Source organism: Serratia sp. CY33525, assembly GCF_052169115.1.
GTDB classification, from domain to species: Bacteria; Pseudomonadota; Gammaproteobacteria; order Enterobacterales; family Enterobacteriaceae; genus Serratia; species Serratia sarumanii.
Window position 1 is genome coordinate 412,312 of the sequence record NZ_JBJNLK010000002.1, and the last position, 23,716, is coordinate 436,027.

The window sequence follows — 23,716 nt, forward strand, 5'->3', positions numbered from 1 at the left end:
GTTAAAAGTATTCAGCTGTAAGAAGCGAGTTCAAATCCTTGATGCTGGATTCCTTCCACAGCTTTCCCTGCAGTGCGTAATATGGCATTTCATCCAGCCATTTCTTGTGTTCGGGAGTTTCAACTCCTTCGATAATTACCTTGTAATGATTAAGGTAAAAGAAGCGCAGTAATGCGCGCATCAAGCCCTCGCCGCCGGACTTTTTCATGAAGTCCCAGAGCAGAAAACGGTCGAGCTTAACGAAGCGGAACTGGCTGTTGTACAACGCGGAAAAACCCGCATAGCCAGAACCAAAATCATCGAGCCAAAATGAATAACTATTCAATGACGGATCGCCGTGCACGCGATCTTTCACCAGCCGGGTTGAATTCTCGCTGATCTCGAAATGAATACAGCGCATGGCATTAATTCTTTCGGCAAAGTGAGTATTCGCCAGCGATTGCAGAGAATAATCGTCAACATTCAAAGTGGCTATCACTTGGTTTTCATGAAACCAGTGTTTGTATTTATCGATCAGATTGATCTGATCCATCAAAATCTCAATCCGGGTGGCGCTATCGGCGTGGCGAAAGAACTGTTCAGGAGAAAAATGAGCGTATTCGCTATTAAACGTAAAGCGAGACAGACATTCAACGGCCAGCAATTGTCCCGATTTCGCGAACATTGGCTGAAAAACATAATTAATGCCGTTATTTTTCTCTCTGAAAGAACCACTCATTTCCCAATCCTTGGATTGATATTTAACTTGTTGATTTCAAATGATTAAAAAGAAAGTTACTCCAGGTTTATTGGTAAATTTCTTATTTAAAGCGCCAGAATGGCCGAAGCGTGTCGACAGACCATTTAACGTGTAATTCGTGCCAAAGTCCAAATGTCGCAATCTGTTACTAAATGTAAATATTCGGGATAATATGCTGATTTTCAGGCCTTAATGCAAAATCTTGAACTCTGCAGCTTTCCCAAACACAGATTATTCCTATTCATATGAATCGTCAACATCGATCGATAGGTATTCGCCGATAGTTTATTCCTATCAAGAGGGGCCTTATGAATGTTTTAAACGATTTAACATTAAGAATATGCTTAGTCTATATTTCGTCCGGCAATGAGTTCATCGAGGCAACGCTCCTTTTCAGCAAGGGAGTGCTATCGCTGAGTGTATGCTCAGTGGCGGCAATATATATAAGCCCGCCACTGAATCGATTATTTTATTGTTCTATGGAGCTGGAAATGAAAAAAGTATTATTGCCTTTGGCTGCCCTGGTATTGTCTGCAACTGCTTCCAACGCAATGGCAGCAAACGGCACTGTTAAATTCACCGGTGAAATCAAACAGTCTACCTGCCAGGTAACTAGCGATACTCAGAATAAAGAAGTTTACCTGGGTACTTACCCAACTTCTGCTTTCCCAACCGTGGGTTCTAAATCCGCTTCTAAAGCTTTCCAGATCTCTCTGGAAAAATGTGATGCCGGTGATTACAGCCTGCGTTTCGACGGTAACACCGTTGCCGGCAACCCAGACCTGCTGTCCGTAAGCAACGTTGGCGGCACTGGCGCTGCAGCTACCGGCGTGGGTATCGAAATCACCGATAACAACGGCAAGCCATTCGCTATCGGCGACGGTTCCAACATCAACGACGACGTAGCGAAAGTCACCATCGCTGCTGACGGTAAAGCGACCTTCAACCTGCAGGCTCGTTACCGTTCATTCGACAGCAACGTAACTGCAGGTCTGGCTAACGCCACCAGCCCGTTCACTATCGAATACAAATAATCGTCTTTCAGGACACACACGGCCAAGGATGGCCCGTAGAGGAAACCGATGAAAAAGTTCTTTGCTGCTCTGCTGATGCTGGGCACCTTTAACAGCTACGCCGGTATCCAGGTAGATGCCACTCGCGTGATCTATAAAGGCGACGACAAATCCGCCTCTCTGCCGATTCATAACGATGCTTCAGAAGCTTATATGGTGCAGACCTGGCTAGACACCGGTGACAGAAACCAAGTGCCGAAAAATCTGCCTGTCGTTGTCGTTCCACCTATTCTGAAATTGGACGCTGCCAAAACTGCAGTTCTGCGCTTTATCTATTCCGGTAATGGCTTACCTCAGGATAAAGAAACCCTGCTGTGGATTAACGTGCAGGAAATTCCGCCGGCGCCGAAGCAAGAAAACGTGCTGCAGGTTGCGGTGCGTACTCGAATCAAACTTTTTTACCGGCCGGTGGCGTTGAAAACGACGCTGGACGAGCAAGTACAAAACTTGCGTTGGCAGCGTGAAGGTTCACGTCTGCAAGTGATTAACGATGGCCCGCTGCATATTACCTTTGGGGCGCTGCATTTGAAAAACAGCGCGGGCAAGACCGTGGATGTGGACGCCAACATGGTGAGCCCGAAAGATCGCTTATCGATCAGCATCCCGGCGGGCGTCAGCGTCGGCAACAAGATTGCTTTCAGTTATATCAACGATTTTGGCGGTAGAACGGAAGTCAAGGACGTTCCAGTACAATAAGAGAGACAGGGAATGGCAAATCAACGAAAAGTAGCAGGCGGAACGACGCGGCTGACACAGCTGATCCGAATTGCAATCATTGCCGCCAGTGCGCCGATGTTCTGGAGTGAAGCGGCGCTGGCAGAGTTTAACATGTCGTTTATTCACGGCGATGAAAACCTGAGCAACGCGGAAGCGGTCGCTCAGGGCGATGCTTTGCAACCGGGCGTTTACCCATTCGACATCTACGTCAACCTGACTCAGGTCGATCATAAGGATGTTACTTTTCGTCAGGTTAAAGGCCAGACCGCGTCTCAACCCTGCCTGAAAGTTGAAGACCTGCGCAACTACGGCATCAAACTGCCGGAAACGCTGCAGGCCGGCAGCTGCGTTGATCTGCCTGCGTTGGTTAAAGACGCCACCGTCAGCTATGACGCGGCGGTGCAGCAGATCAACATTTCCGTACCTCAGACCATGATGGATCTGAGCGCTATCGGCGCGATCCCGCCAAGCATGTACGATGAAGGCATCAACGCGCTGTTCGCCAACTATAACTTCAACTACAACAAGAACAGCTATCGCAAAGATGACGCTGACGACAGCGAGTACATGTTCCTCGCGTTGAACAGCGGCCTTAACCTGGGCAGATGGCGCCTGCGCAACAACTCCACCTGGGACAAACAGAGTGGCAGCAGCAGCAACTGGACCAACGTCTCTTCCTGGGCCGAGACCGACATCGTGCCATGGCGCAGCCGTTTGGTGATGGGGCAGGCGAGCACCAACAACAGCGTGTTCAACAGCTTCCAGTTCCGCGGGGTACAACTCTCCAGTGTTGACGACATGCTGCCGGACAGCCTGCGCGGTTATGCGCCGGTGGTGCGCGGCGTGGCGGCGACCAACGCCCGCGTCGAGATTCGCCAGAACGGTTACGTCATTTACAGCACCAACGTCGCGCCGGGTCCTTTCGAGATCCACGACGTCTATCCGCATACCAACAACGGTGACCTGCAGGTGACCGTCAACGAGGCCGACGGTTCGCATAAAACGTTCAGCGTCGCCTACTCTTCCGTGGCCAACATGCTGCGCGAAGGCATTTGGAACTTCCAGCTGACCGCCGGTAAATACCACAACGGTAACGGTGGCTATCAGCCGAAGCTGATTCAGGGTACTGCGGCATACGGCATGAACTATGGCCTGACGCCGTTCGGCGGCGCCATCATTGCCGAGCACTACCGTTCCGCTGCCGTGGGTATCGGTAAGAGCCTGGGATCGTGGGGTGCCATCTCCGTGGACGGTTCGATCTCCGATACCGAGCTGGCGAACGGCGATCGCAAGCAGGGGCAGAGCTTCCGTTTCCTGTACTCCAAATCGCTCAACCAGATGGGCACCAACTTCCAGTTGGCGGGCTATCGCTATGCGACTTCCGGTTACTATGATCTCAGCGATGCGGTCCAGGAGCGCAACAGCTGGCGCAACGGCATTTATGCCAATGATTACTGGGATCCGAACGATCTGCAGCCGGGCCAGCCTTCCTGGAGCAACAATCAGAAACGCACTCGATACACCGCGCGCTACGGCAACAAGCGCGAACGCGTCGAGCTGTCGCTCAGCCAGCAGCTGTGGGCGGGGGCCAGCCTGTACGCCAACGTGAGCCATCAGAACTACTGGGGCGTATCCGGTAACGATCGCACGATTCAGTTGGGTTACAACGACGGCTTCAAGCGCATTTCCTACGGCGTTTATCTACAGGATACGCGCGGCCAGTACGGCTATTCCGATCGCAGCGTGAACTTCACGATGTCGATCCCGTTGGATTGGGGCCAGAGCAACAATTCGACCACTGCCAACTTCAGCGCGGCGCACAGCAAACAGAGCGGCGACAGCTACTCAACCGGCATCAGCGGCACCATGCTGGACGATCGTCGCATGAACTATTCGGTTTCCACCGGGCATACGCAGTCCTCCGGTCAGAGCAGCAACCTGAACCTGGGCTACAGCAGCAGCATCGGTAACATCGACGGTAGCTATGCCTACAGCTCGAAATACCGTCAGGAAGGGGTGGGCCTCTCCGGCGGCCTGCTGGTGCACTCCGGCGGCGCGACGCTGACGCAGCCGTTGCAGAACACTATCTTGCTGGTGGAAGCGAAAGACGCCAAAGGCGTGCGTCTGGAAAACCAGCCGGGCGTGACCATCGATCGCTTCGGTTATGCGGTTGTGCCGTCGGCCAACCCGTACCGCTACAACTATGTGGCGCTGCGCACCGAAGATTTCGGCCCGGGCCTGGATGTGCCGGTGGCCAGTAAGCAAGTGGTGCCGACCGAGAAATCGGTGGTGAAGGTGAGTTTCGATACCTTCAAGGGCGTCAGCCTGCTGATTCATGCTCGTCTGGGTGACAACGGTTATCCGGCCATCGGCGCCGGCGTGTTCAACGAGTCCGGCCGCAACAGCGGCACCGTGGGCCTGGAAGGCGCAACCTATGTTTCCGGCGTGAAAGCGGGTGAGAAACTGACGATCAAATGGGGGCCGAAAGCCGACCAGCAATGCGTACTGCCGATCCCGGCGGACGTGGGCGATAAACAAGCGGCCATGGGATATCAGGAACTGACCCTGCAATGCCAAAAACTGTAAGGTACACCATGAACTTGAGCAAATTAGCACGTAACACACTTCTGTCGGTGGTGGGGCTGGCGGGGTTGGCGATGGCGCAACAGGCGGCGGCGATGCAGTGCCGTTTCGGCAACTCGACCGGCAGTAGCAGGCCAACCGGCAGCGTGACGCAGGATATCGACGTCGGCCGCCCGATCGTGTTGGCTGCCAGCGACTTTGTTAAAGGCAACCTGATTTGGCGTTCGCAGAACTTTACCTCCACCTTTACCTGCTGGGATACCGACAACTACCCGCGTGGAGAGAACGCTTACATCTATTGGAACCCGCAGAACTCGTTCGGCGCACTGGATAAGTCGTTGGAGATTGGGGTGTCGATCAACGGGCGTGATTATGATGCGATCAACCTGAAGCAAAGTTCCAACCGGCCGACGGGCCCTGATTTGGGGCCGGGTACCAAACCGGGCAGTAATAGAAGGAAAGCCGATCCTCAGGCGGTGACCGCCACTTATTCGGTGTATATCAAAGCCACCGGGGTGAAACCGCCGGCGGGTAACTTCCCGCCGCTGGCGCGCGCTTCGCTGTTCCAGATCGATGGTGAGTTGGGCCTGAACGCCACCAAAGACAGCAACTTTAACGCCTATATCAAAGGTTTGGACAAGATCCGCGTGATCCAGTGCAATCCGCAGATCACCGTGTTGGCCAACAACGGCGCCAGCGTCGATTTCGGTGTGTTGACGACGTCCAGCGCCAAAACCGGCACTATCGCCAAGCAGGTGCCGTTCGATATCAAGGCGACCTTGAGCGGCGGCGAGTGTGCCGGCCAGTCTCTGCAGGCCAGTTTCAGCAGCACCAACGCCGATCCGTCAGATAACACGCAGATCCTGCCGACCACCAAACCGGGCGTGGCGATCTTCCTGACTCAGCAACGCGACACCAACAAAACGCCGATCCCACTGCAAACCAACGTGGATTTCGGCGGCGTGCTGCAGGATAAGCAGAACGAAGTGAAAGAGACCTTTATCGCGAACCTGAAGTGGTTGACCAATACGCCGAAGACCGGGGTGTTCAACGCCACCGCCAACGTTGACGTCACCTTCAAATAATCCGGTGTCGCTTCAATTAAAAAGGGTTCAGTTCGCGAGAACTGAACCCTTTTTACGTGTTATGCCGCGTTTATCAGCGCAGCCCCATCCAGGTGGTGCAAACGCCTTCCGGCGGTTTGCCTGCATACCAACGAGGCAGCGTGGGGGCATCGTGGCGTGGCTCGGCCTCCACTTCCACCGGCTGCGCCGGCCATTCCGCCACGTCCCAGCGGGTGGTGCGGCGATACACCGCCGGGGTTTTGCCGAACTGTTTCTTGAAGGCGCGTGAGAACGAAGGCTGAGAATCGAAATGGTATTGCAGGGCGATATCCAGGATCGGGCGCGGGGTGGAGCGCAGCGCCTGCGCCGCCTGCGACAGGCGCCGCTCGCGGATATAGCTGCCGAGCGCGTGGCCGGTGGTGCTGCGGAACATGCGCTGCAGGTGCCATTTGGAGTAGCCCGACTTGGCGGCGACGTTATCCAGCAGCAGCGGCTGGTCCAGATGAGTTTCAATCCAGTCTAGTAAATCGTGAATGATATTGACGCGATCCATGGTTTTAGTTCTCCCGCAAAAACGACATTCAGGTCACAGTGACTTAGCTTAATTATCCAAGAATATACTTTGATAATAGGCGCGAGTGCGCCGTTACGCAAGGGTAAACCGGGGGGAAAAAGGTGACCAAAAATGCTCTTTGAATCGCAGGGGGATAAAAGAAAGGCCGCATAAAGCGGCCTTTCCAGCAGGAAACGAGTGGAAAATCAGTTGGTTTCCGGTTTCACTTCAATGTAGTTCAGACCCAGCACGCTGCTGGTGTAGCCGCGGATCTTGTTGGTCATCTCGATATCGCCGTTCAGCTTGTGGCCGTAGGACGGGATGATCTCTTTCAGTTTGCTCTGCCATTCCGGCGTCGCCACTTTGTCTTTGAACACGGTTTCCATCAGGTGCAGCATGATTGGCGCAGCGGTGGAAGCGCCCGGTGACGCGCCCAGCAGAGCGGCGATGCTGCCGTCTTCAGAGCTCACGACTTCGGTGCCGAACTGCAGCACGCCGCCTTTATCCGCGTCTTTCTTGATGATCTGCACGCGCTGGCCTGCGGTCCACAGCTTCCAGTCTTCCTGCTTGGCGTCCGGGAAGTACTCTTTCAGCGCGGCGAAGCGATCGTCGTCGTTCATCATCAGCTGGCCGACCAGGTATTTCACCAGATCGAAGTTATCCAGACCGACGTGGGTCATCGGCATCAGGTTCGAGGTGCTCAGCGAGTGCAGCAGATCGAACAGCGAACCGTTCTTCAGGAACTTGCTGGAGAAGGTGGCGAATGGCCCGAACAGCAGTACGCGCTTGCCGTCCAGCATGCGGGTATCCAGGTGCGGCACGGACATCGGCGGCGAACCTACGCTGGCCAGGCCATACACTTTGGCCAGGTGCTGGTTGGCGATCGCCGGGTTGGTGGTGACCAGGAACTGGCCGCCGACCGGGAAGCCGCCGTAGCCGTCGGCTTCAGGGATGCCGGATTTCTGCAGCAGGGTCAGGGAGGCGCCGCCTGCGCCGATGAACACGAACTTGGCGTTAACGGTGGTTTCTTTACCGTCGCGGTTCAGATCGGCAACGGTCACGCTCCAGGTCTGATCGGCGTTGCGCTTGATGTCGCGCACTTCGTGGCTCAGGTTCAGCTTGAACTTGTCGCTGGTGCTCAGCGCGTCAACCAGCTGGTGGGTGATCACGCCGAAGTTGACGTCGGTACCCAGCGGCATGCGGGTCGCGGCGATTTTCTGCGCCGGATCGCGGCCGTTCATCACCAGCGGCGCCCACTGTTTGATTTGCGCAGGATCTTCGGAGTATTCCATGCCGCGGAACAGGGTGCTGTGCTGCAGCGCCGCGTAGCGTTTACGCAGGAAGTTGACGTTGTCGTCGCCCCACACGAAGCTCATGTGCGGCACGCTGTTAATGAAGGATTTCGGATCTTTCAGGACATTGTTTTTCACCTGATAAGACCAGAACTGGCGAGAGATTTCGAAAGACTCGTTGACCTTCACCGCCTTGCTGATGTCGATGGTGCCATCGGCTTTTTCCGGCGTGTAGTTCATTTCGCTGAAGGCGGAGTGGCCGGTGCCGGCGTTGTTCCAGCCGTTGGAGCTCTCTTCCGCCACGCCGTTCATGCGCTCGTACATGTCGATGGTCCAGGTCGGCTCCAGCTCATGCAGATAGGTGCCCAAGGTGGCGCTCATGATGCCGCCGCCGATCAACACCACGTCGATGGTTTTATTCTTCTCTTCAGCCGCCGCCTGCTGCGTAACGCTAAACAGGCTGAGACTGAAAATCAGGACGAGTAATTTTCTCATTGAATTAAATCTCTTGTGTGTAAATTCTACTCATTGCAGGTGAAAGAATTTAGCGGGAGTTACCCTGGAAAATAGTGAAGCCGACCGCCCGGCGTGTGCCGATAGGCAGCGATAATGCCTTTTTGTTAATAGGGTTTTTAACGAAAAGTGAACTATTGCAGGCCGTCCGGATGCAAATTGATCGGTTCACGTTACTGGCGGGGTATTATTGTTTGCGAGAATGTTAAAAACTACTTTTGTAACTAAAAAAAATGAATATAAGCAAAAATAGGCCGGTTGCTGTCGCAGGAATAAACAGAGAGGGGAGTAAGGCCATATAACCGCGTTATTTTCAGGGGTTAATTGTCGCGTAATTAAACGTTATTTCGTTATCACACAATAATTGCGGTTAAATTGCAAATACGCATCGGTAACCAATAATAAACGGCCACCGTTGCGGGCGGCCAGGATTCACAAGGCGGTTATTTGATGCCCATCGCATCGCGCATGGTGAAGAACAGATCGGTCTGATCGGTCAACCCCACCACGTTGGCGGCGTGCGGGCCGTAGGCCGCGACGCGCAGCTGGGTGCCGGTGTGCCCCTGCGATTCCTCTTCCGAGTTGCCGTAGCTGAGGGTCATCGGCGCGCCGTCTTTGGTGGTCAGTGTCTGGGTCAGGCCCGGCGCTTTGGCGTCGGCGGCGACGATCTGGCTGGAGTGCGCGTGGTCGGCGGTGACGATCACCAGCGTGTTGCCGTCGGCGCGGGCGAAGGCCAGCGCTTTTTGCACCGCCTCGTCCAGATCGACGGTCTCACCAATCTGCCCGCACGGGTTGGCGGCGTGATCCTGCTTATCGATCGACGCGCCCTCTACCTGCAGGAAAAAGCCGTTCGGGTTGTCTTTCAGCAGCGCGATCGCTTTTTCGGTCATCGCCGCCAGCGTTGGCGTGGCCGCGGTGCGCGCCGGGTTGTTTTCGCAGGTCACCGCCGGTTTGTCGAGGTTGCCGTGATAGCTGGCTTTCGGCCCCAGCCAGCGCACCGGCATGTTGCCGTCGGCGAACAGGCCCAGCAGCGGTTTTTGCTGATTGGCCAGGGTAACGGCCTGCAGTTCATCCGCGTTGCTCACCCACTGATAACCTTGCGCCGCCGCTTGATCTTTCAGCGATTTTCCTTGCCATTCGCCGCTTTTCGCCAGTTGGTTGAAGGATTTCGCGCCGCCGCCCAGCGTGACGTCGGCACGGGTTTTCAGCAACTGCTCGGTGATGGAACCGCGGCCGCCGTTTTCCAGCGCGTTAGCGGCGCATTTCTCGCTGGTTTCCTCCGGGCCGTAGCATTTGCGCGAGGTAACGTGCGACACCAGCGCCGCCGGCGTGGCGTCCTGCAGTTCGGCGGTGGAGACGTTGCCGGTGGCCTTGCCGGCCGCCTTGGCGATCTCCAGCAGCGTCGGCTGGTCTTTGCCGTTCACGTCCACGCCGAGCGCGCCGTTATAGGTTTTCACCCCGGTGGCCCAGGCGGTGGCGGAGGCGGCGGAGTCGGTTACGTAATCCGGTTTGTGGGTTTTCTTGTCCAGCGAGTAGTGGGTGTATTGCCCGGTCAGCGGCAGGGCGTCGATGCCCTTGAAGTAACCGCCTGCGCCCTCGGCATAGTTGCGGGCGGCGGTGATCTCGGAGTCTCCCATGCCGTCGCCAATCAGCAGGATCACGTTTTTCACCGTTTTGTCCGACAGCGACGCCTTCAGCGCGGCGGTCTGATCGCCGGCCAGACGACGGGCGCCGCCCGGTTCGGTGAGGGTGCCGCGCGCGGCGCGCTCGGTCAGGCCATCGGCATTGGCCGAGTTTTCTGCCGCGATGGCGGAGGAACAGAGCAGGGCGGACAGCACGGCGCCGGCGATCAGGGATACAGCAGGTTGCATGGGGCAAGCTCCTTGTCGTAATACAACAATGTAAATAACATCAAATTGTTACGTAAGGAGAGTAGAGCAGAGGGATGACAATTTTATGACAACGGAAAGCGGGACGGCCCGGCGGCCATCCCGTTTGACGATCAGGCCGCGCGCGCCGGTATAGTGAGCCCACGCTGCACCGCCGGCCGCGCCAGACCGCGTTCCAGCCACTGCGCGACGCGGGGGAAACTGTCGAACTCTACCAGTTCGCGCGCCTCATAGAAGCCGATCAGGTTGCGCACCCAGCCCAGCAGCGAGATATCGGCGATGGTGTAGTCCGAGCCCATGATCCAGTCGCGGCCTTCCAGGCGCGTTTCCAGCACGCCGAGCAGGCGTTTCGATTCGTTTTTGTAGCGCTCCAGCGGCCGCTTATCTTCATACGCGCGCCCGGCGAATTTGTGGAAGAAACCGAGCTGGCCGAACATCGGGCCGACGGCGGCCATCTGGAAGAACACCCACTGAATGGTTTCGTAACGCTGCGCCGGATCCTGCGGCAGGAAACGGCCGCTCTTTTCCGCCAGGTAGAGCAGAATGGCGCCGGATTCGAACAGCGGCAGCGGCCGGCCGCCGGGGCCGTCGGGATCGATGATCGACGGGATCTTGCCGTTCGGGTTCAGCGCCAGGAATTCCGGCGTCCAGGTTTCGTTGTTGCCGATGTCGATCAGGTGCGCCTCATAGGGCAGGCCGATCTCTTCCAGCATGATGGACACTTTGACGCCGTTCGGCGTCGGCAGGGAATAGAGCTGCAGCCTTTCAGGATGCTGAGCCGGCCAGCGTTTGACGATCGGGAATTGGGTGGAATCGAGCATGGAAACTCCTCGGGTTGGCGGGGTGGCTTAAGCGTACCCCGTGAGTATTGCAGTAAAACTACCCCGCCGCCGGGTTACACCGTGAGTTCAAAATGTGCTGCCAGCGCTTTTTTACCGGCAGGGGTCAGCTGCAACTCGCGGCTGTCGAGCCGGCGGACGATCCAGCCGCGGTGGATAAAGGCGGCCAACAGTGCGGCGCCCAGCGCGCCGCCGAGGTGAGAGCGGCGTTCGCTCCAGTCCAGGCAGCCGCAGGCGAAGCGGCGGCGGGTAGGGGCGGGGGAGCAATCGACGCCCAGCCGCGCCAGCGCGGCCTGACCGGCGTCGCTTAACCGGTAGTCTTCCTCACCGCTCAGCCAATTCAGCGCATGCAGCCGATCGTGCAGCTTCACCGCCACCTCGCCCGCCATATGGTCGTAGCAGGTGCGGGCATATTGCAGCGTGGTGGGCGTGCTGCTTTTCACCGACGTGCGCGGCACGCCCGCCAGCGCCATCAGGCCTTCCAGCGCTTCGGCCACCGGTTGCCCGGCCAGCCGAAAATAGCGGTAGCGCCCCTGTTTGACGCAGGCGATCAGCCGCTGCTCCAGCAGTTTCGCCAGATGTGCGCTGGCGGTGGACGGGGCGACCTCGACCGCCGCGCTGAGCTCGGTGGCGGTGTAGGCGCGCCCATCCATCAACAGGCACAGCATGCGCGCCCGGGTGCGGTCGGCGATGGCGGCGCTCAGCGCCGCCAAACGATCTTCTAGGTCGATGTTATGCATACTTCGAGGTTAGACGAAGTATGACTGCGCGTCCATTGCTAACCTGTGGCTGTCGCATTCTGGTGCTGTGCGTCTGTGTTCGCTGGATATTGATGAGTGGGCGTTGGAATCGGTGCGGTGGCGCCATTCCTACAATGCGCGCGTACCTGAGTTTTACCGTTGAGAGGAGACGATAATGATCGCCGTGATTTTTGAACTGCAGGCCGCCGACGGGCAGCGTGATACCTATCTGGCGTTGGCGACGGAGCTGAAGCCGCTGCTGGCGCAGATCGACGGATTCATCTCCATCGAGCGCTTTCAAAGCCTGGCCGATCCTGCGCGCCTGCTGTCGCTCTCCTTCTGGCGCGACGAGGCGGCGGTGCAGCAGTGGCGCAATCTCGAGCAGCACCGGGCGGCGCAGGCGCGCGGACGTGGCGAGGTGCTGGCGCACTATCGGCTGCGGGTGGCGGAGGTGGTGCGGGACTACGGGCTGGAGAGACGCGACCAGGCGCCGCAGGATAGCCGTTGTTATCACCGCACCTGAAAAAAGCCCGCCGGCGGCGGGCTTTCGTCCGTTATTTCGCTTCGCTGCCCACCTTCATTGCCCCGGCGTAGCTGGCGCCCATCCCCCAGGCGGCGCCGTGGTCGCGGGCGATCTGCAATACGCCTCCCGCCGTGGCTTTGCGGCTCCAGTCCTGCTGCCATTCCAGCATCAACGCCACCCAGTTGATGGGCGTGGCGCCCGCCTGTACCAGACGCTGCATGGCGTTGTTTTGGCTGTCTGGCGTAATGTCGCCGGTGACGTCCGACAGGATATAAACCTCATAACCCTCGCCCAGGGCGGACAGCGCCGGCAGCATCACGCAGCTGGCAGTCCACAGCCCGCCGATGATGATTTTCTTGCGGCCGGATTGTTTGATCAGATCCACCACGCGCCGGTCCTGCCAGACGTTGATGGCGGTGCGATCGTACACCTGCAGATCCGGGCGTGCCTGCGTCACCGGCTGGAATACCGGCCCCGCGAAGCTTTTGGCGTTGGCCGAGGCCAGAATGGTCGGCACGTTGAACACCTTGGCGGCCTTGGCGATGCCGGCGGCGTTATTGACCAGGTTGGTTTGATCGATAGAGGAAATGGTCATGCCGAACATGTCCTGCAGATCGACCAACAGCAACAGGCTGTTCTCGGCGGTCAGCGGCTGCACATAACCCGCTTGGCGGCTGTCGGCGACGGGGGATTGCGCCAGCGCGGCGACGGGGGCGGCGGCGGCGCTCAGGCCGAGCATCAGGGCGAACAGGGTCTTTTTCATTATTAACTCCATGATTATCAGTAGATTAAATTCACCTCTCACTCAGGGAGGCGGTTGAATAAAGTCTACTGAGGTTGTTGAAGTTAATAATCTGTGTTTTATTGAATTTATAATTAACCATCAGGACATAATATGGACGTGCTACTGACGATGCGCGCCTTTCGTCGCGTGGTTGAGCGCAACAGTTTTTATAAGGCGGCGGAGGATCTGGCGATCACGCCGGCGGCGTTGAGCAAGCAGATTAAGCAGTTGGAAAATCGGTTGGGGACGCTGTTGCTGGTGCGCACTACCCGCAGCATGGGCCTGACCGAAGCCGGGCAGCTCTATTACCAGGAAGCCTGTCGGTTGCTCGGCGAGTTCGACGCGCTGGAGCAGACGGTTGCCGCCAGCGCGCAGCAGGTCTCCGGCACGCTGCGGGTCAATGCGCCGCTTTCGTTCGGCCTGACGGTGTTGTCGCCACTGCTGCCGCCGTTTATGCAACGTTACCCGCAGCTGCAGGTGGAGCTGACGTTGGACGACAGGGTATTGGACGTGGTGGCGGCCGGTTTCGATATTTCCTTGCGCATTCGCCGACGGCTGCCGGATTCTTCCCTCAGCGCCCGGGCGCTGGGTGAAGTGCACCAGCGAATTTGCGCCGCGCCCGGCTATTTGGCGCAGCACGGCGTGCCGCAAACGCCGAATGAATTGCAGCGACACAGCTGTCTGGCCTATTCCCTGGCGGAAAGGCCGGGGCAGTGGCAGTTCACCGCCGGTGAGGAGAGCCTGAGCGTGACGTTCACTCCCCGGTTGATCGCCAACAACAGCCTGATGCTGCGGGATATGCTGGTGGCGGGACTGGGCATCGGTTCGCTGCCGTCGTTCGTGGCGGACCCCGAGATCGCCGCCGGCAGGCTGGTGCGGCTGTTCCCTGAACAGATTGCCGACGTGCATCAGGTTTTTGCGGTTTACCCGACGCGCCGGCATGTGCAGCAGAAAGTGAGTTTATTCACCGAATTTGTGCGAGAACAGGGATTGATGACGGCGAATTGACAACGGCGCACGATTGTCATATTCATTAGCTATGAAAAAATCCTACCGCCCATTCGCGCAAATTATTATCACCCTTCTCCAAAGGGTGGGATAGCGCGTGTGTCGCCAATAAAAACCCGCCGGCAGGCGGGTTTTTTATCCCCTTCCGGCAACGACCGGAGAGCGTCATGAAAACCTACCCTGCAGTTTTACACCTGATGTGCGGCAAGGCCGGCGCAGGCAAATCGACGCTGGCGCAGCGTTTGGCGCAGCAACCGCAAACGCTGTTGCTGGTCGAAGATGCGTGGCTGGCGACGCTGTATGAACAGGAGATGACCAGCCTGCAAGACTATGCGCGCTGTTCCGACCGGTTGCGGCGGGCGCTGGGCGGGCACCTCGTTCAGCTGCTGCGCGGCGGCTGGTCCGTGGCGCTCGATTTCCCGATGAATACGCCGGACAGGCGGCGCTGGGCCAAAGCGTTGGCGGAGGAGGCCGGCGTTGCGCACTGTCTGCATTTTCTCGACGTCAGCCATGCGCAGTGCCTGAGCCGGATAACGCTGAGAAACGCGCGCGGCGAGCACCCGTTTACACTGAGCGAAGCGGAGTTTGAGCGCCTGGCGCAGTACTTTGTTCCCCCGGCGGAAGAGGAAGGGATGACAGTCTTGCGTTATGGCGAACAGGACTGAAAACCGGCGCCATGACGGCGCCGGCAACAGGGCTAGGCTTTGGCGTTAAACACGTTGTGGAAGGCGACTTCCGCGCACGGCAGCGCGGCCTGGAAGGCGATGGCGCGGAAGTAGATTAGAAAGGCTTGGTCGGCAGGTATTTGCCGTCCAGGGTGATCACCGCGCGTTCGCCGCCTTCCGGATCGGCCACCTTCTTGATATCCAGCTTGAAGTTGATGGCGCTGATGATGCCGTCGCCGAACTGCTCGTGCACCAGCGCTTTCAGCGTGGAGCCGTAAACCTGCAGCATTTCATAGAAGCGATAAAGGGTCGGATCGGTCGGCACGCCGCCGGGAATGCTGCCGCGCAACGGGATGGTTTGCAGCAGCTGTACCGCCTCTTCGTCCAGCCCGAGCTTGGCCGCCACGGTGCGTGCCGCTTGTTCCGGCAACGCATGCTGCCCCAGCAGCGCGGCGGTGACGAACGCCAGGCTGAGTCCGGTGCCCTCAGCCAGCGCGTCGAAAGTCAGGTTATGGCGGATCTTGGCGGCCATGATGGTGTCGGTGAGCGCTGCGCGCGGGGCGGCGTTGTGCAGAGAGTGTGTCATGTTAGCTCCTTTTGTTGACTTAAAAACGGGCGATCGCCGGAGTGGCGGTCACCTCGGGATGGGTGGCGAGCGGCACGAAGCGGCGGGTTTCGCCGTCCAGCGCGTCGATAGCGCCGCTGGCGATGTCATAGACCCAGCCGTGCAGCGTCAGGCGGCCCTGATCCAGCGCCAGGGCGACGGAAGGGTGCGTTTTGATGTTGTTGAGCTGGGCGATGACGTTTTCGCGCACCATCGATGCGACCCGCGCCTCGTCGGAGGCGTGCGGATAAGCCTGATTGACCGCCTTCGCTGAATCGGCGTAACGCAGCCAGCCAGCGACCGTGGGCAGGTGATCCAGACACTGGCAGGTGGCGATGGCGGTCATTGCGCCGCAGTCGGAATGGCCGCAGATCACGATATCTTCCACGCCCAGCGCGGCGACGGCGTACTCGACCGAGGCGGTAACCCCGCCGGGTTCGGGGCCGAAAGAAGGCACGATGTTGCCGGCATTGCGGATCACGAACAGATCGCCCGGCTCGCGCTGGGTGACCAGCTCCGGCACCAGGCGGCTGTCGGAACATGAGATAAACAGGGTGCGCGGGTTTTGGCGGGTCGCCAACTGCTGAAACAGCGCCGTGCGTTCAACAAAGGCTTCGCGCTGGAACTTCAGGAAGCCTTCAATCACCTCTTTCATCCGTTTCTCCATTGGGTGTCGTTATGCGATGGCGGCATGATGAACGCTTCTGGCTATAGGGTCTAAGACCCATTTATAATGCCAGCTATAGGTTTTACTAATAACTGGGGCGTTATGCTGCTGCGACACATCCGTTATTTTCTGGCCGTTGCCGAGCAGGGCAACTTCACCCGCGCCGCCGAAGCGCTGCACGTGTCGCAACCGACGCTGTCGCAACAGATCAAGCAGTTGGAAGACACATTGGGAGCGCCGCTGTTCGATCGCAGCGGCAGAGCCGTGCGCCTGACCGACGCCGGTGAGGCGTGGATGCGCTATGCGCGCTTGGCGTTGCAGGATCTGGATGCCGGCGCGCGGGCGATCCATGACGTGGCGACGTTGGCGCGCGGCCATTTGCGGCTGGCGATGACCCCCACGTTCACCGCCTATCTGGTGGGGCCGGCGGTCGATGCCTTCTACCGCCGCTATCCGGGGATTACGCTGAGCATTGAAGAGATGGCGCAAGAGCGAATGGAGGCGCTGCTGGCGCAGGATAGGCTGGATCTGGGCATTGCCTTCAAGATGGCGCAGTCGGCGGAGGTGGAAGCGGCACCGTTGTTCAATGAGTCGCTGGAGCTGATGGTCGGCACCGATCATCCCTTGGCATCTCATCGCCGGCCGCTGACGCTGGCGGAGTGGCAACATCTGCCGCTGGCCTTGCTGAGCGGCGACTTTGCCACGCGTCAGTTTATCGATCGCTACTGCACGCAGCTGGGTTTCCGGCCGCAGGTGGCGGTGGAGGCCAATGCGCTAGGCGCCATCGTCGAGATCGTGCGGCGCGGGCAGCTCGCCACGCTGCTGCCGGCCGCCATTGCGCGCGAGAACCGGCAGTTGAAAAAAGTGGCTTTGGCCAACGCCATGCCGGTGCGGCAGGCGGTATGGCTGCAGCGCAAAGGCGCTTACCGTAGTGCCGCCGCGCAGGCGTTTATTGCCCTCTTGCAAGAACAGGGCGTTACGCCGGCGCCGGGCAGCCGATAGCCGCACGGCCCGGCAGCAGGCGCTATTCTTTATGACGTTCGCGGAACAGCAGAGTGGCGATCAGGCTGACGGTCAACATGCCGGTGACGTACCACGCCGGCGCCATCGGATTGCCGCTGACGTCCAGCAGCCAGGTGACGACCAACTGCGCCGAGCCGCCGAACAGCGTCACGCCAAAGGCGTAAATCATCGAGGTGCCGGTGGCGCGCACGTGGCGCGGCAGCGCCGAGACGATCAGCATAGTGCTGGCCAGCATGTTGATGCCCAGCGCGCCGATCAGCAGGATGCGGAAAACGATCGCCAGCCACAGGGTTTGCGTGGCGCTGAGGAACCAGAAGGTCGGGTAAATCAGGATCAGTGCTGCAAAGATTGAGAACAGCAGCGGCCTTTTGTAGTTCTGCACCCGATCGACGTAACGGCCTGCGCAATAGACCGCGATGATCTGTACCACAGAGGCAATACAGCTGAACAGGTAGGCGGTCGGGCCGGCGATGTGATAGGTCTGCATCATGTAGGTCGGCATATACAGCAGCACCACGTAGACCATCACGGTGCCGGACATGATGATCAATACGCCCAGCAACAGATCTTTGGCATGATTGCTCACCAGATCCCATACCGGATTCAGCGGCGGCCGCGCGTGAGCCGGCGCCTCTCCACTGTAGGTCTCTTCCAGATGTTTGCGAATATAGATGCCGACGGGAATGATCAACAAACCGATGATGAACGGCACGCGCCAGCCCCAGGCATACAGTGCCTGCTCCGGCAGAAAATAGGTGAGCGCCAGGCCTAAAGAGGCGCCAAGCAGGGCGCTGATGCCCTGGCTTATCGCCTGCCAGCTGACGAAGAAGCCGCGTTGGTTGGCCCCTGCCGACTCCAGCAGCAGCGTGGTGGCCGAGCCCACTTCACCGCCGGCGGCAAACCCCTGAATCAGGCGGCCAACCACGATCAGCACCGGCGCCAGAACGCCGATTTGCGCATGGGTGGGCGCGAAGGCGATCAGCGCGGTGCCGACGCCCATCAGCACGATGGTCATCAGCATGGCGGCCTTGCGGCCGACCCGATCGGCATAGGCACCCAGCACCATGCTGCCCAGCGGGCGCATGATAAAGCCGACGCCGAACACCGCCACCGACATCAACAAGGAGCCGTAGGCGCTGTCGCTGGGAAAATAGAGTTTGCCGATAATGGCGGCAAAGAAGCTGTAGACGGTGAAGTCGAAAATCTCCAGGCCGTTGCCCAGGCTGGCGCCGACAATGACTTTGTAATTTACCGCGCCCTTCTCCGCCGTTTGGCTTTTGGGCAATGCGTTTTCAGCAGTGTTCATCGTTGTCTCTCGCGATAGGTGGACGGTGTGTTGTTATTATTTTCTGGCCGGGGTGGCGTTATCCGGGGCGGCGATAACCGAGCCCCGAAACGCCAACAAAACGGCAACGTCATGTTTACATATACTTGTATGTACAATCATATGCAATATGAGAGTAGTTAGCGCGATAACGGTGGTTTGATTTTCACATCTCCCTGTATTCAATTGTTTTTATTTGGTTTTTCCTGTTATCTGAACGAATGTGCCATGTCGGTTTAGTGAGCTGTAACGCATTAATCCTCTAAAAAACCTTGGTATTTAAGAAGGCGGTCACAAAATGTCGCGTATAGCAGAATGTGTGGCGATAGTCGGAAAAAACTAGAATTAAATAGAGACGTGTTGGCTGTATTAATGATTTTCATAAGATGAACAGATACGATTTATTCGTGCCTGGGGCGGTTCTGAGGAGAATAAATGTCATTTTTAAGTTTAATTAATATATTTGGCGAATTGGTTTCAAATATTGTACGGCTCGCTGCGTGAAATCTCGCCGTGAATTTTATCGGTGTTATTCAACCCAAATATGACTCATTCGTCGTCACCGCTCAAAATGTCACCAAAACTTCCCGCGATCTCTTAACCCCGTTGTGGCATAATGCGCGCCAAATCACATTCCCTATGTATAAAGAGCGAGCGCTGTGTTAAGCACCAACAACATCACCATGCAGTTCGGCAGCAAGCCGTTGTTTGAAAACATCTCTGTTAAATTCGGCGGCGGCAACCGTTATGGCCTGATCGGCGCCAACGGCTGCGGCAAGTCCACCTTTATGAAAATCCTCGGCGGCGATTTGGCGCCGACCGGCGGCAATGTGTTCCTCGATCCGAACGAGCGCCTGGGTAAACTGCGTCAGGATCAGTTCGCCTTCGAACAGTACAGCGTGCTGGACACCGTGATCATGGGCCATACCGAGCTGTGGGCGGTGAAGGAAGAGCGCGACCGCATCTACGCCATGGCGGAGATGAGCGAAGAAGACGGCTATAAAGTGGCCGATCTGGAAGTCGCCTACGGCGAGATGGACGGTTACACCGCCGAAGCGCGCGCCGGCGAACTGCTGCTTGGCGTCGGCATTCCGGTGGAACAGCACTATGGCCCGATGAGCGAAATCGCGCCGGGCTGGAAGCTGCGCGTGTTGCTGGCGCAGGCGCTGTTCTCCGATCCGGAAATCCTGCTGCTCGACGAACCGACCAACAACCTGGACATCGATACCATTCGCTGGCTGGAGCAGGTGCTGAACGAACGCAACAGCACCATGATCATCATCTCGCACGACCGTCACTTCCTGAACATGGTCTGCACCCACATGGCGGATCTGGACTACGGCGAACTGCGCGTTTATCCGGGCAACTACGACGAATACATGACCGCCGCCACCCAGGCGCGTGAACGTCTGCTGGCCGACAACGCTAAGAAGAAGGCGCAGATCAACGAACTGCAATCGTTCGTCAGCCGTTTCAGCGCCAACGCCTCCAAATCCAAGCAGGCCACCTCGCGCGCCCGCCAGATCGACAAGATCCAGTTGGAAGAAGTGAAGGCCTCCAGCCGCCAGAACCCGTTCATCCGTTTCGATCAGGACAAGAAGCTATTCCGTAACGCGCTGGAAGTGGAAGCGCTCACCAAGGGCTTCGACAACGGCCCGCTGTTCAGCAAGCTGAACCTGATGGTGGAAGTGGGTGAGAAGGTTGCGGTGCTGGGCGCCAACGGCATCGGTAAAACCACCCTGCTGAAAACGCTGGTGGGCGACGCGCAGCCGGACAGCGGCACCGTGAAGTGGTCGGAAAACGCCCGTATCGGTTACTACGCGCAGGATCACGAATACGAGTTTGACGATACCCTGACCGTGTTCGACTGGATGAGCCAGTGGAAGCAGGAAAAAGACGACGAGCAGGCGGTGCGCAGCGTGCTGGGCCGTTTACTGTTCAGCCAGGACGACATCAAGAAGAAAGTGAAGGTGCTGTCCGGTGGTGAGAAGGGCCGCATGTTGTTCGGCAAGCTGATGATGCAGCGCCCGAATATTCTGGTGATGGACGAACCGACCAACCACCTGGATATGGAATCCATTGAATCGCTGAACATGGCGCTGGAGATGTACGAAGGCACGCTGATCTTCGTCTCCCACGACCGTGAGTTCGTCAGCTCGCTGGCGACGCGCATTCTGGAAATCACCCCGAACAAGGTGATCGACTTTACCGGTAACTACGAAGACTATCTGCGCAGCCAGGGCATCGTCTAACCCTCGCGGCAACGCATCAGGGCGGGAATTATCCCGCCCTTTTTTTATCCGTCATTCCCCGCCGCACACCTCGCAGTGCGGATCCTTCGGCAGTTTCATCTCGCGGAACTGCATGCTCATCGCATCGAACATCAACAGCTTGCCGCGCAGCGGCTGACCATAGTCGGCCAGCAGCTTGATGGCCTCCATCGCCTGCAGGGTGCCGATAGTGCCGACCAGCGGCGACATCACGCCCGCTTCGACGCAGGTGAGGGCGCTGTCGCCGAACAGCCGGCTCAGGCAGCGGTAGCAGGGCTCGCCCGGCTGATAGGTGAACACGCTGAGCTGGCCTTCCATGCGGATCGCCGCACCGGAAACCAGCGGCCTCTGCTGCGCGTGGCACAGGCGGTTCAGGGTATCGCGCGCCGCCACGTTGTCGGTGCAGTCCAGCACCAGATCGCAGGCGGCGATCTCTGCCGCGACCGCGTCATCTTCCAAACGGCCGTCGATCGCGTCGATGCGGATATGCGGGTTGATGGCGCTCAGTTCCCGCTTGGCGGAAGCGACCTTGCTCTGGCCGATGCGATCGTCGCGGTGCAGGATCTGGCGCTGCAGGTTGGAGAGCGAGACGGTGTCGAAATCCACCAGCACCAGATGGCCGACGCCGGCCGCTGCCAGATATGGCGCAGCGGCGCAGCCCAGCCCGCCCAGCCCGGCGATCAGCACGCGGGCGGCCTTCAGCTTCTCCTGGCCGTCGAAGTCAAAGCCGCGCAGCACGATCTGGCGGTTGTAGCGCAGCGCTTCGGCGTCGGTCAATTCCGGCAGCATGCTCAGCTCCTCAGCAGGGCGTTGAACGGCTCGATCTCCACCGTTTCGCCTACCGCCACCGAACCGCGTTCGCGCTCCAGCACGATGAAACAGTTGCCCTGGCTGTAGGAGCTGAAGACGTGCGAGCCCTGGTGGCCGGTGGTGCTGACCTCCAGTTCGCCCGCGGCGTTGCTGCTGAACACGCCGCGCTGAAAATCGAGGCGGCCCGGCGATTTCTTCAGCGGGGTCAGCGCCCGTGCGCGCAGGCGCGGCGGCAGGCGCCAGTCGCTGTGGCCGGCCAGCTTCGCCAGCAGCGGTTGCACCAGTTGGTAGAAGGTCAGGGCGGCGGAAACCGGGTTGCCCGGCAGGCCGCAGAACCAGGCGTGGCCCAGTTTGCCGAAGGCGAAGGGTTTGCCGGGTTTGATCGCCAGCTTCCAGAAGCTGACCTGGCCCAGTTCGTCGAGCATTTGTTTGGTGTAGTCGGCCTCGCCGACCGAGACGCCGCCGCTGCTGATGACCACGTCGGCCTGGCTGGCTGCCTGTGTGAAGGCGGCGCGCAGCGCATCGCGATCGTCGCGGATAATGCCGAGATCGAGCACCTCGCAGCCCAGCTGTTCCAGCATCAGGCGCACCGCGAAGCGGTTGGTGTCGTAGATTTGGCCCGCCTGCAGCGGCTGGCCGACCGGCTGCAGTTCGTCACCGGTGGAGAACACCGCCACCTTCAGATTACGCATCACCTGCACCTCGGCGACGCCAAGCGAAGCCAGCAGCGGCAGCTGCGCGGCGCCCAGCTTCACGCCGGCCGGCAACACGCTCGCGCCGCGGCGAATGTCTTCACCCGCCAGACGGATATTCTGTCCGGCTTCAACCGGCGCGGTAAAACGCACGCCCTGGTCGCTCACCTCGGCCTGCTCCTGCATCACTACCGCGTCCGCCCCGGCCGGGATCGGCGCGCCGGTCATGATGCGCACGCAGCTGTTGGCCGGCCATTGGCCGTCGAACGGCGCGCCGGCGAAGGCCTTACCGGCGACCGGCAGCGGCGCATTGGCCGCCAGATCGGCGAGGCGCAGCGCATAGCCGTCCATCGCCGAGTTGGCGAACGGCGGCACGTCGAGCGGCGAGACCACCGGCGCGGCGGTGATGCGGCCGGCGGCGGCGGTCAGGGCGATGGATTCGGTCTGCTGCAGTGGGGCGATCTGCCCGAGCATTTTTTCCAGCGCTTGCTCCAGGGAAATGAGATCGGAAGTATGGCAATGATCCATAAAGGGAACTCCGTAATCAGGGTGCGCTAAAATAGCGACAAAGTGCGGGTATTATGGCAGAGAACGCCGGGGGGGAGAACGGGTTATGCCCGCCATCTTTCGCACTGCGGCGCTGGGGCGATCGGGTATAAACTGCGTAAAACAGAGGAGAATCATGATGCATAAACAGGTTATCGACTTCTGGTTCGACGAGATCGAACCGATCATGTGGTTCAAAAAGGACGACGATTTCGATCGTCTGCTGCACAGCCGTTTCGGCGAAATCTGGCGCGCGGCGGCGGCGGGGGAGTTGGCGCACTGGCGCGACACCATCGAGGGGCGGCTGGCGGAGGTGATCGTGCTCGATCAGTTCAGCCGCAACCTGTTCCGCGGCACACCGCAGTCGTTCGCCTGCGACGGCATGGCGCTGATCCTGGCGCAGGAGGCGATCCGCAGCGGCGAGTGCGAACGGCTGAGCCGCGAGCAGCGCGGTTTCCTTTATCTGCCGTTCATGCATTCGGAATCGCCGCTAATCCACCAGCAGGCGCTGGTGTTGTACACCGAGCTCAATAACGGCGACCAGCTGGAGTTCGAGCTTCGGCACAAGGCGATCATCGATCGTTTCGGCCGCTACCCGCATCGCAATGCGATATTGGGGCGCACCAGCACGCCGGAAGAAGAGGCTTTTTTACAGCAGCCCGGATCGGGTTTTTAATCTCGGATCATCTGCGCCCGGCCGGGGAAAAAACAGCAGGCCGGGCGCCGCAATAAGCGTTATTCAGCGCGAACGTTTATTTCCTTACGCCATGCCGCTATTTCCGCACGCGGAATTACCAA

Annotated in this window: 22 protein-coding genes; 10 read left to right on the forward strand and 12 right to left on the reverse strand. The window is 58.8% G+C overall.

The window, feature by feature from the left end; all coding sequences use genetic code 11:
• Window position 1: 1 nt before the first annotated feature.
• Complete coding sequence (locus tag ACJ8IM_RS07005) at window positions 2–718, reverse strand: EAL domain-containing protein (protein ID WP_033637688.1); 717 nt, start codon at window positions 716–718, stop codon at window positions 2–4.
• Between the two features lie 512 nt (window positions 719–1,230).
• On the opposite strand from ACJ8IM_RS07005, the gene ACJ8IM_RS07010 reads away from it, so the two are divergent.
• The 4 genes from ACJ8IM_RS07010 to ACJ8IM_RS07025 are packed head-to-tail and all read left to right on the forward strand — an operon-like array spanning window position 1,231 to window position 6,197.
• Window positions 1,231–1,773 (forward strand): fimbrial protein, encoded by a 543-nt coding sequence (locus tag ACJ8IM_RS07010; RefSeq protein WP_033647475.1) that lies wholly within the window; start codon window positions 1,231–1,233, stop codon window positions 1,771–1,773.
• A gap of 48 nt (window positions 1,774–1,821) precedes the next feature.
• Window positions 1,822–2,508, forward strand: coding sequence for a fimbrial biogenesis chaperone (locus ACJ8IM_RS07015; RefSeq protein WP_033646826.1), 687 nt, complete (start codon window positions 1,822–1,824; stop codon window positions 2,506–2,508).
• Window positions 2,509–2,520: 12 nt separating this feature from the next.
• Window positions 2,521–5,115, forward strand: a complete 2,595-nt coding sequence (locus tag ACJ8IM_RS07020; RefSeq protein ID WP_033646825.1) for a fimbria/pilus outer membrane usher protein — start codon at window positions 2,521–2,523, stop codon at window positions 5,113–5,115.
• A 14-nt stretch (window positions 5,116–5,129) separates the two neighbouring features.
• The gene (locus ACJ8IM_RS07025; RefSeq protein WP_033647471.1) at window positions 5,130–6,197 is read left to right on the forward strand and encodes a fimbrial protein; all 1,068 of its coding nucleotides are present in this window, start codon (window positions 5,130–5,132) and stop codon (window positions 6,195–6,197) included.
• Between the two features lie 73 nt (window positions 6,198–6,270).
• Here the strand turns inward: ACJ8IM_RS07025 and ACJ8IM_RS07030 are convergent, their stop codons facing one another.
• The 5 genes from ACJ8IM_RS07030 to ACJ8IM_RS07050 all read right to left on the reverse strand — a co-directional run bounded on the left by ACJ8IM_RS07030 (window position 6,271) and on the right by ACJ8IM_RS07050 (window position 12,002).
• Window positions 6,271–6,729 carry a helix-turn-helix domain-containing protein gene (locus tag ACJ8IM_RS07030; RefSeq protein WP_033646824.1) on the reverse strand — a complete coding sequence of 153 codons (459 nt, stop codon included), beginning with the start codon at window positions 6,727–6,729 and terminating at the stop codon, window positions 6,271–6,273.
• Between the two features lie 206 nt (window positions 6,730–6,935).
• A complete protein-coding gene (locus ACJ8IM_RS07035) occupies window positions 6,936–8,516 on the reverse strand; it encodes a malate:quinone oxidoreductase (protein WP_033653377.1) in 1,581 nt (526 codons plus the stop codon).
• A gap of 461 nt (window positions 8,517–8,977) precedes the next feature.
• Complete coding sequence (gene phoA / locus ACJ8IM_RS07040) at window positions 8,978–10,405, reverse strand: alkaline phosphatase (protein ID WP_033653376.1); 1,428 nt, start codon at window positions 10,403–10,405, stop codon at window positions 8,978–8,980.
• A gap of 131 nt (window positions 10,406–10,536) precedes the next feature.
• Window positions 10,537–11,244: a glutathione S-transferase N-terminal domain-containing protein gene (locus tag ACJ8IM_RS07045; protein ID WP_033653375.1), complete on the reverse strand. Its 708-nt coding sequence runs from the start codon at window positions 11,242–11,244 to the stop codon at window positions 10,537–10,539.
• A gap of 74 nt (window positions 11,245–11,318) precedes the next feature.
• Window positions 11,319–12,002 carry an ArsR/SmtB family transcription factor gene (locus ACJ8IM_RS07050; RefSeq protein ID WP_033653374.1) on the reverse strand — a complete coding sequence of 228 codons (684 nt, stop codon included), beginning with the start codon at window positions 12,000–12,002 and terminating at the stop codon, window positions 11,319–11,321.
• A gap of 175 nt (window positions 12,003–12,177) precedes the next feature.
• On the opposite strand from ACJ8IM_RS07050, the gene ACJ8IM_RS07055 reads away from it, so the two are divergent.
• On the forward strand, window positions 12,178–12,525 hold the full coding sequence (locus ACJ8IM_RS07055; protein ID WP_033653373.1) for an antibiotic biosynthesis monooxygenase family protein: 348 nt from the start codon (window positions 12,178–12,180) through the stop codon (window positions 12,523–12,525).
• A 31-nt stretch (window positions 12,526–12,556) separates the two neighbouring features.
• Here the strand turns inward: ACJ8IM_RS07055 and ACJ8IM_RS07060 are convergent, their stop codons facing one another.
• Window positions 12,557–13,288 (reverse strand): isochorismatase family protein, encoded by a 732-nt coding sequence (locus ACJ8IM_RS07060; RefSeq protein ID WP_033653372.1) that lies wholly within the window; start codon window positions 13,286–13,288, stop codon window positions 12,557–12,559.
• 132 nt (window positions 13,289–13,420) lie between these two features.
• Between ACJ8IM_RS07060 and ACJ8IM_RS07065 the strand changes: the two genes are divergently transcribed.
• Window positions 13,421–14,317 carry a LysR family transcriptional regulator gene (locus ACJ8IM_RS07065; RefSeq protein ID WP_033653371.1) on the forward strand — a complete coding sequence of 299 codons (897 nt, stop codon included), beginning with the start codon at window positions 13,421–13,423 and terminating at the stop codon, window positions 14,315–14,317.
• 167 nt (window positions 14,318–14,484) lie between these two features.
• A complete protein-coding gene (locus tag ACJ8IM_RS07070) occupies window positions 14,485–14,982 on the forward strand; it encodes an AAA family ATPase (protein WP_033653370.1) in 498 nt (165 codons plus the stop codon).
• Between the two features lie 115 nt (window positions 14,983–15,097).
• Here the strand turns inward: ACJ8IM_RS07070 and cynS are convergent, their stop codons facing one another.
• Window positions 15,098–15,568 carry a cyanase gene (cynS, locus tag ACJ8IM_RS07075; protein ID WP_060457391.1) on the reverse strand — a complete coding sequence of 157 codons (471 nt, stop codon included), beginning with the start codon at window positions 15,566–15,568 and terminating at the stop codon, window positions 15,098–15,100.
• Window positions 15,569–15,587: 19 nt separating this feature from the next.
• On the reverse strand, window positions 15,588–16,241 hold the full coding sequence (locus ACJ8IM_RS07080) for a carbonic anhydrase (protein ID WP_033653369.1): 654 nt from the start codon (window positions 16,239–16,241) through the stop codon (window positions 15,588–15,590).
• A 114-nt stretch (window positions 16,242–16,355) separates the two neighbouring features.
• On the opposite strand from ACJ8IM_RS07080, the gene cynR reads away from it, so the two are divergent.
• A complete protein-coding gene (gene cynR / locus ACJ8IM_RS07085) occupies window positions 16,356–17,255 on the forward strand; it encodes a transcriptional regulator CynR (RefSeq protein WP_033653368.1) in 900 nt (299 codons plus the stop codon).
• A gap of 22 nt (window positions 17,256–17,277) precedes the next feature.
• On the opposite strand, the gene ACJ8IM_RS07090 is transcribed toward cynR, so the two are convergent.
• Complete coding sequence (locus ACJ8IM_RS07090) at window positions 17,278–18,582, reverse strand: MFS transporter (protein WP_033653367.1); 1,305 nt, start codon at window positions 18,580–18,582, stop codon at window positions 17,278–17,280.
• A 677-nt stretch (window positions 18,583–19,259) separates the two neighbouring features.
• Here ACJ8IM_RS07090 and ACJ8IM_RS07095 point away from each other — a divergent pair.
• Window positions 19,260–20,852, forward strand: coding sequence for an ABC-F family ATPase (locus ACJ8IM_RS07095; RefSeq protein WP_033637709.1), 1,593 nt, complete (start codon window positions 19,260–19,262; stop codon window positions 20,850–20,852).
• Between the two features lie 51 nt (window positions 20,853–20,903).
• Here ACJ8IM_RS07095 and moeB read toward each other — a convergent pair whose 3' ends face one another.
• The gene (moeB, locus tag ACJ8IM_RS07100) at window positions 20,904–21,659 is read right to left on the reverse strand and encodes a molybdopterin-synthase adenylyltransferase MoeB (protein WP_101455791.1); all 756 of its coding nucleotides are present in this window, start codon (window positions 21,657–21,659) and stop codon (window positions 20,904–20,906) included.
• A 2-nt stretch (window positions 21,660–21,661) separates the two neighbouring features.
• Window positions 21,662–22,900, reverse strand: coding sequence for a molybdopterin molybdotransferase MoeA (moeA, locus tag ACJ8IM_RS07105; protein WP_033654975.1), 1,239 nt, complete (start codon window positions 22,898–22,900; stop codon window positions 21,662–21,664).
• 157 nt (window positions 22,901–23,057) lie between these two features.
• Here moeA and ACJ8IM_RS07110 point away from each other — a divergent pair, with 157 nt between their 5' ends.
• Entirely contained in the window at window positions 23,058–23,594 is a 537-nt protein-coding gene (locus tag ACJ8IM_RS07110; protein WP_033646798.1) for a DUF924 family protein, read from the forward strand.
• Window positions 23,595–23,716 lie beyond the last annotated feature (122 nt).

Coding starts and splice junctions, on each gene's coding strand:
- ACJ8IM_RS07065 (WP_033653371.1), top strand. CDS start 13,421: ATGGACGTGCTACTGACGATGCGCGCCTTTCGTCGCGTGGTTGAGCGC.
- moeA (WP_033654975.1), bottom strand. CDS start 22,900: ATGGATCATTGCCATACTTCCGATCTCATTTCCCTGGAGCAAGCGCTG.
- cynS (WP_060457391.1), bottom strand. CDS start 15,568: ATGACACACTCTCTGCACAACGCCGCCCCGCGCGCAGCGCTCACCGAC.
- ACJ8IM_RS07055 (WP_033653373.1), top strand. CDS start 12,178: ATGATCGCCGTGATTTTTGAACTGCAGGCCGCCGACGGGCAGCGTGAT.
- ACJ8IM_RS07070 (WP_033653370.1), top strand. CDS start 14,485: ATGAAAACCTACCCTGCAGTTTTACACCTGATGTGCGGCAAGGCCGGC.
- ACJ8IM_RS07035 (WP_033653377.1), bottom strand. CDS start 8,516: ATGAGAAAATTACTCGTCCTGATTTTCAGTCTCAGCCTGTTTAGCGTT.
- ACJ8IM_RS07010 (WP_033647475.1), top strand. CDS start 1,231: ATGAAAAAAGTATTATTGCCTTTGGCTGCCCTGGTATTGTCTGCAACT.
- ACJ8IM_RS07060 (WP_033653372.1), bottom strand. CDS start 13,288: ATGAAAAAGACCCTGTTCGCCCTGATGCTCGGCCTGAGCGCCGCCGCC.
- ACJ8IM_RS07045 (WP_033653375.1), bottom strand. CDS start 11,244: ATGCTCGATTCCACCCAATTCCCGATCGTCAAACGCTGGCCGGCTCAG.
- phoA (WP_033653376.1), bottom strand. CDS start 10,405: ATGCAACCTGCTGTATCCCTGATCGCCGGCGCCGTGCTGTCCGCCCTG.
- ACJ8IM_RS07030 (WP_033646824.1), bottom strand. CDS start 6,729: ATGGATCGCGTCAATATCATTCACGATTTACTAGACTGGATTGAAACT.
- ACJ8IM_RS07090 (WP_033653367.1), bottom strand. CDS start 18,582: ATGAACACTGCTGAAAACGCATTGCCCAAAAGCCAAACGGCGGAGAAG.
- ACJ8IM_RS07020 (WP_033646825.1), top strand. CDS start 2,521: ATGGCAAATCAACGAAAAGTAGCAGGCGGAACGACGCGGCTGACACAG.
- ACJ8IM_RS07015 (WP_033646826.1), top strand. CDS start 1,822: ATGAAAAAGTTCTTTGCTGCTCTGCTGATGCTGGGCACCTTTAACAGC.
- ACJ8IM_RS07110 (WP_033646798.1), top strand. CDS start 23,058: ATGCATAAACAGGTTATCGACTTCTGGTTCGACGAGATCGAACCGATC.
- cynR (WP_033653368.1), top strand. CDS start 16,356: ATGCTGCTGCGACACATCCGTTATTTTCTGGCCGTTGCCGAGCAGGGC.
- ACJ8IM_RS07005 (WP_033637688.1), bottom strand. CDS start 718: ATGAGTGGTTCTTTCAGAGAGAAAAATAACGGCATTAATTATGTTTTT.
- ACJ8IM_RS07050 (WP_033653374.1), bottom strand. CDS start 12,002: ATGCATAACATCGACCTAGAAGATCGTTTGGCGGCGCTGAGCGCCGCC.
- ACJ8IM_RS07080 (WP_033653369.1), bottom strand. CDS start 16,241: ATGAAAGAGGTGATTGAAGGCTTCCTGAAGTTCCAGCGCGAAGCCTTT.
- moeB (WP_101455791.1), bottom strand. CDS start 21,659: ATGCTGCCGGAATTGACCGACGCCGAAGCGCTGCGCTACAACCGCCAG.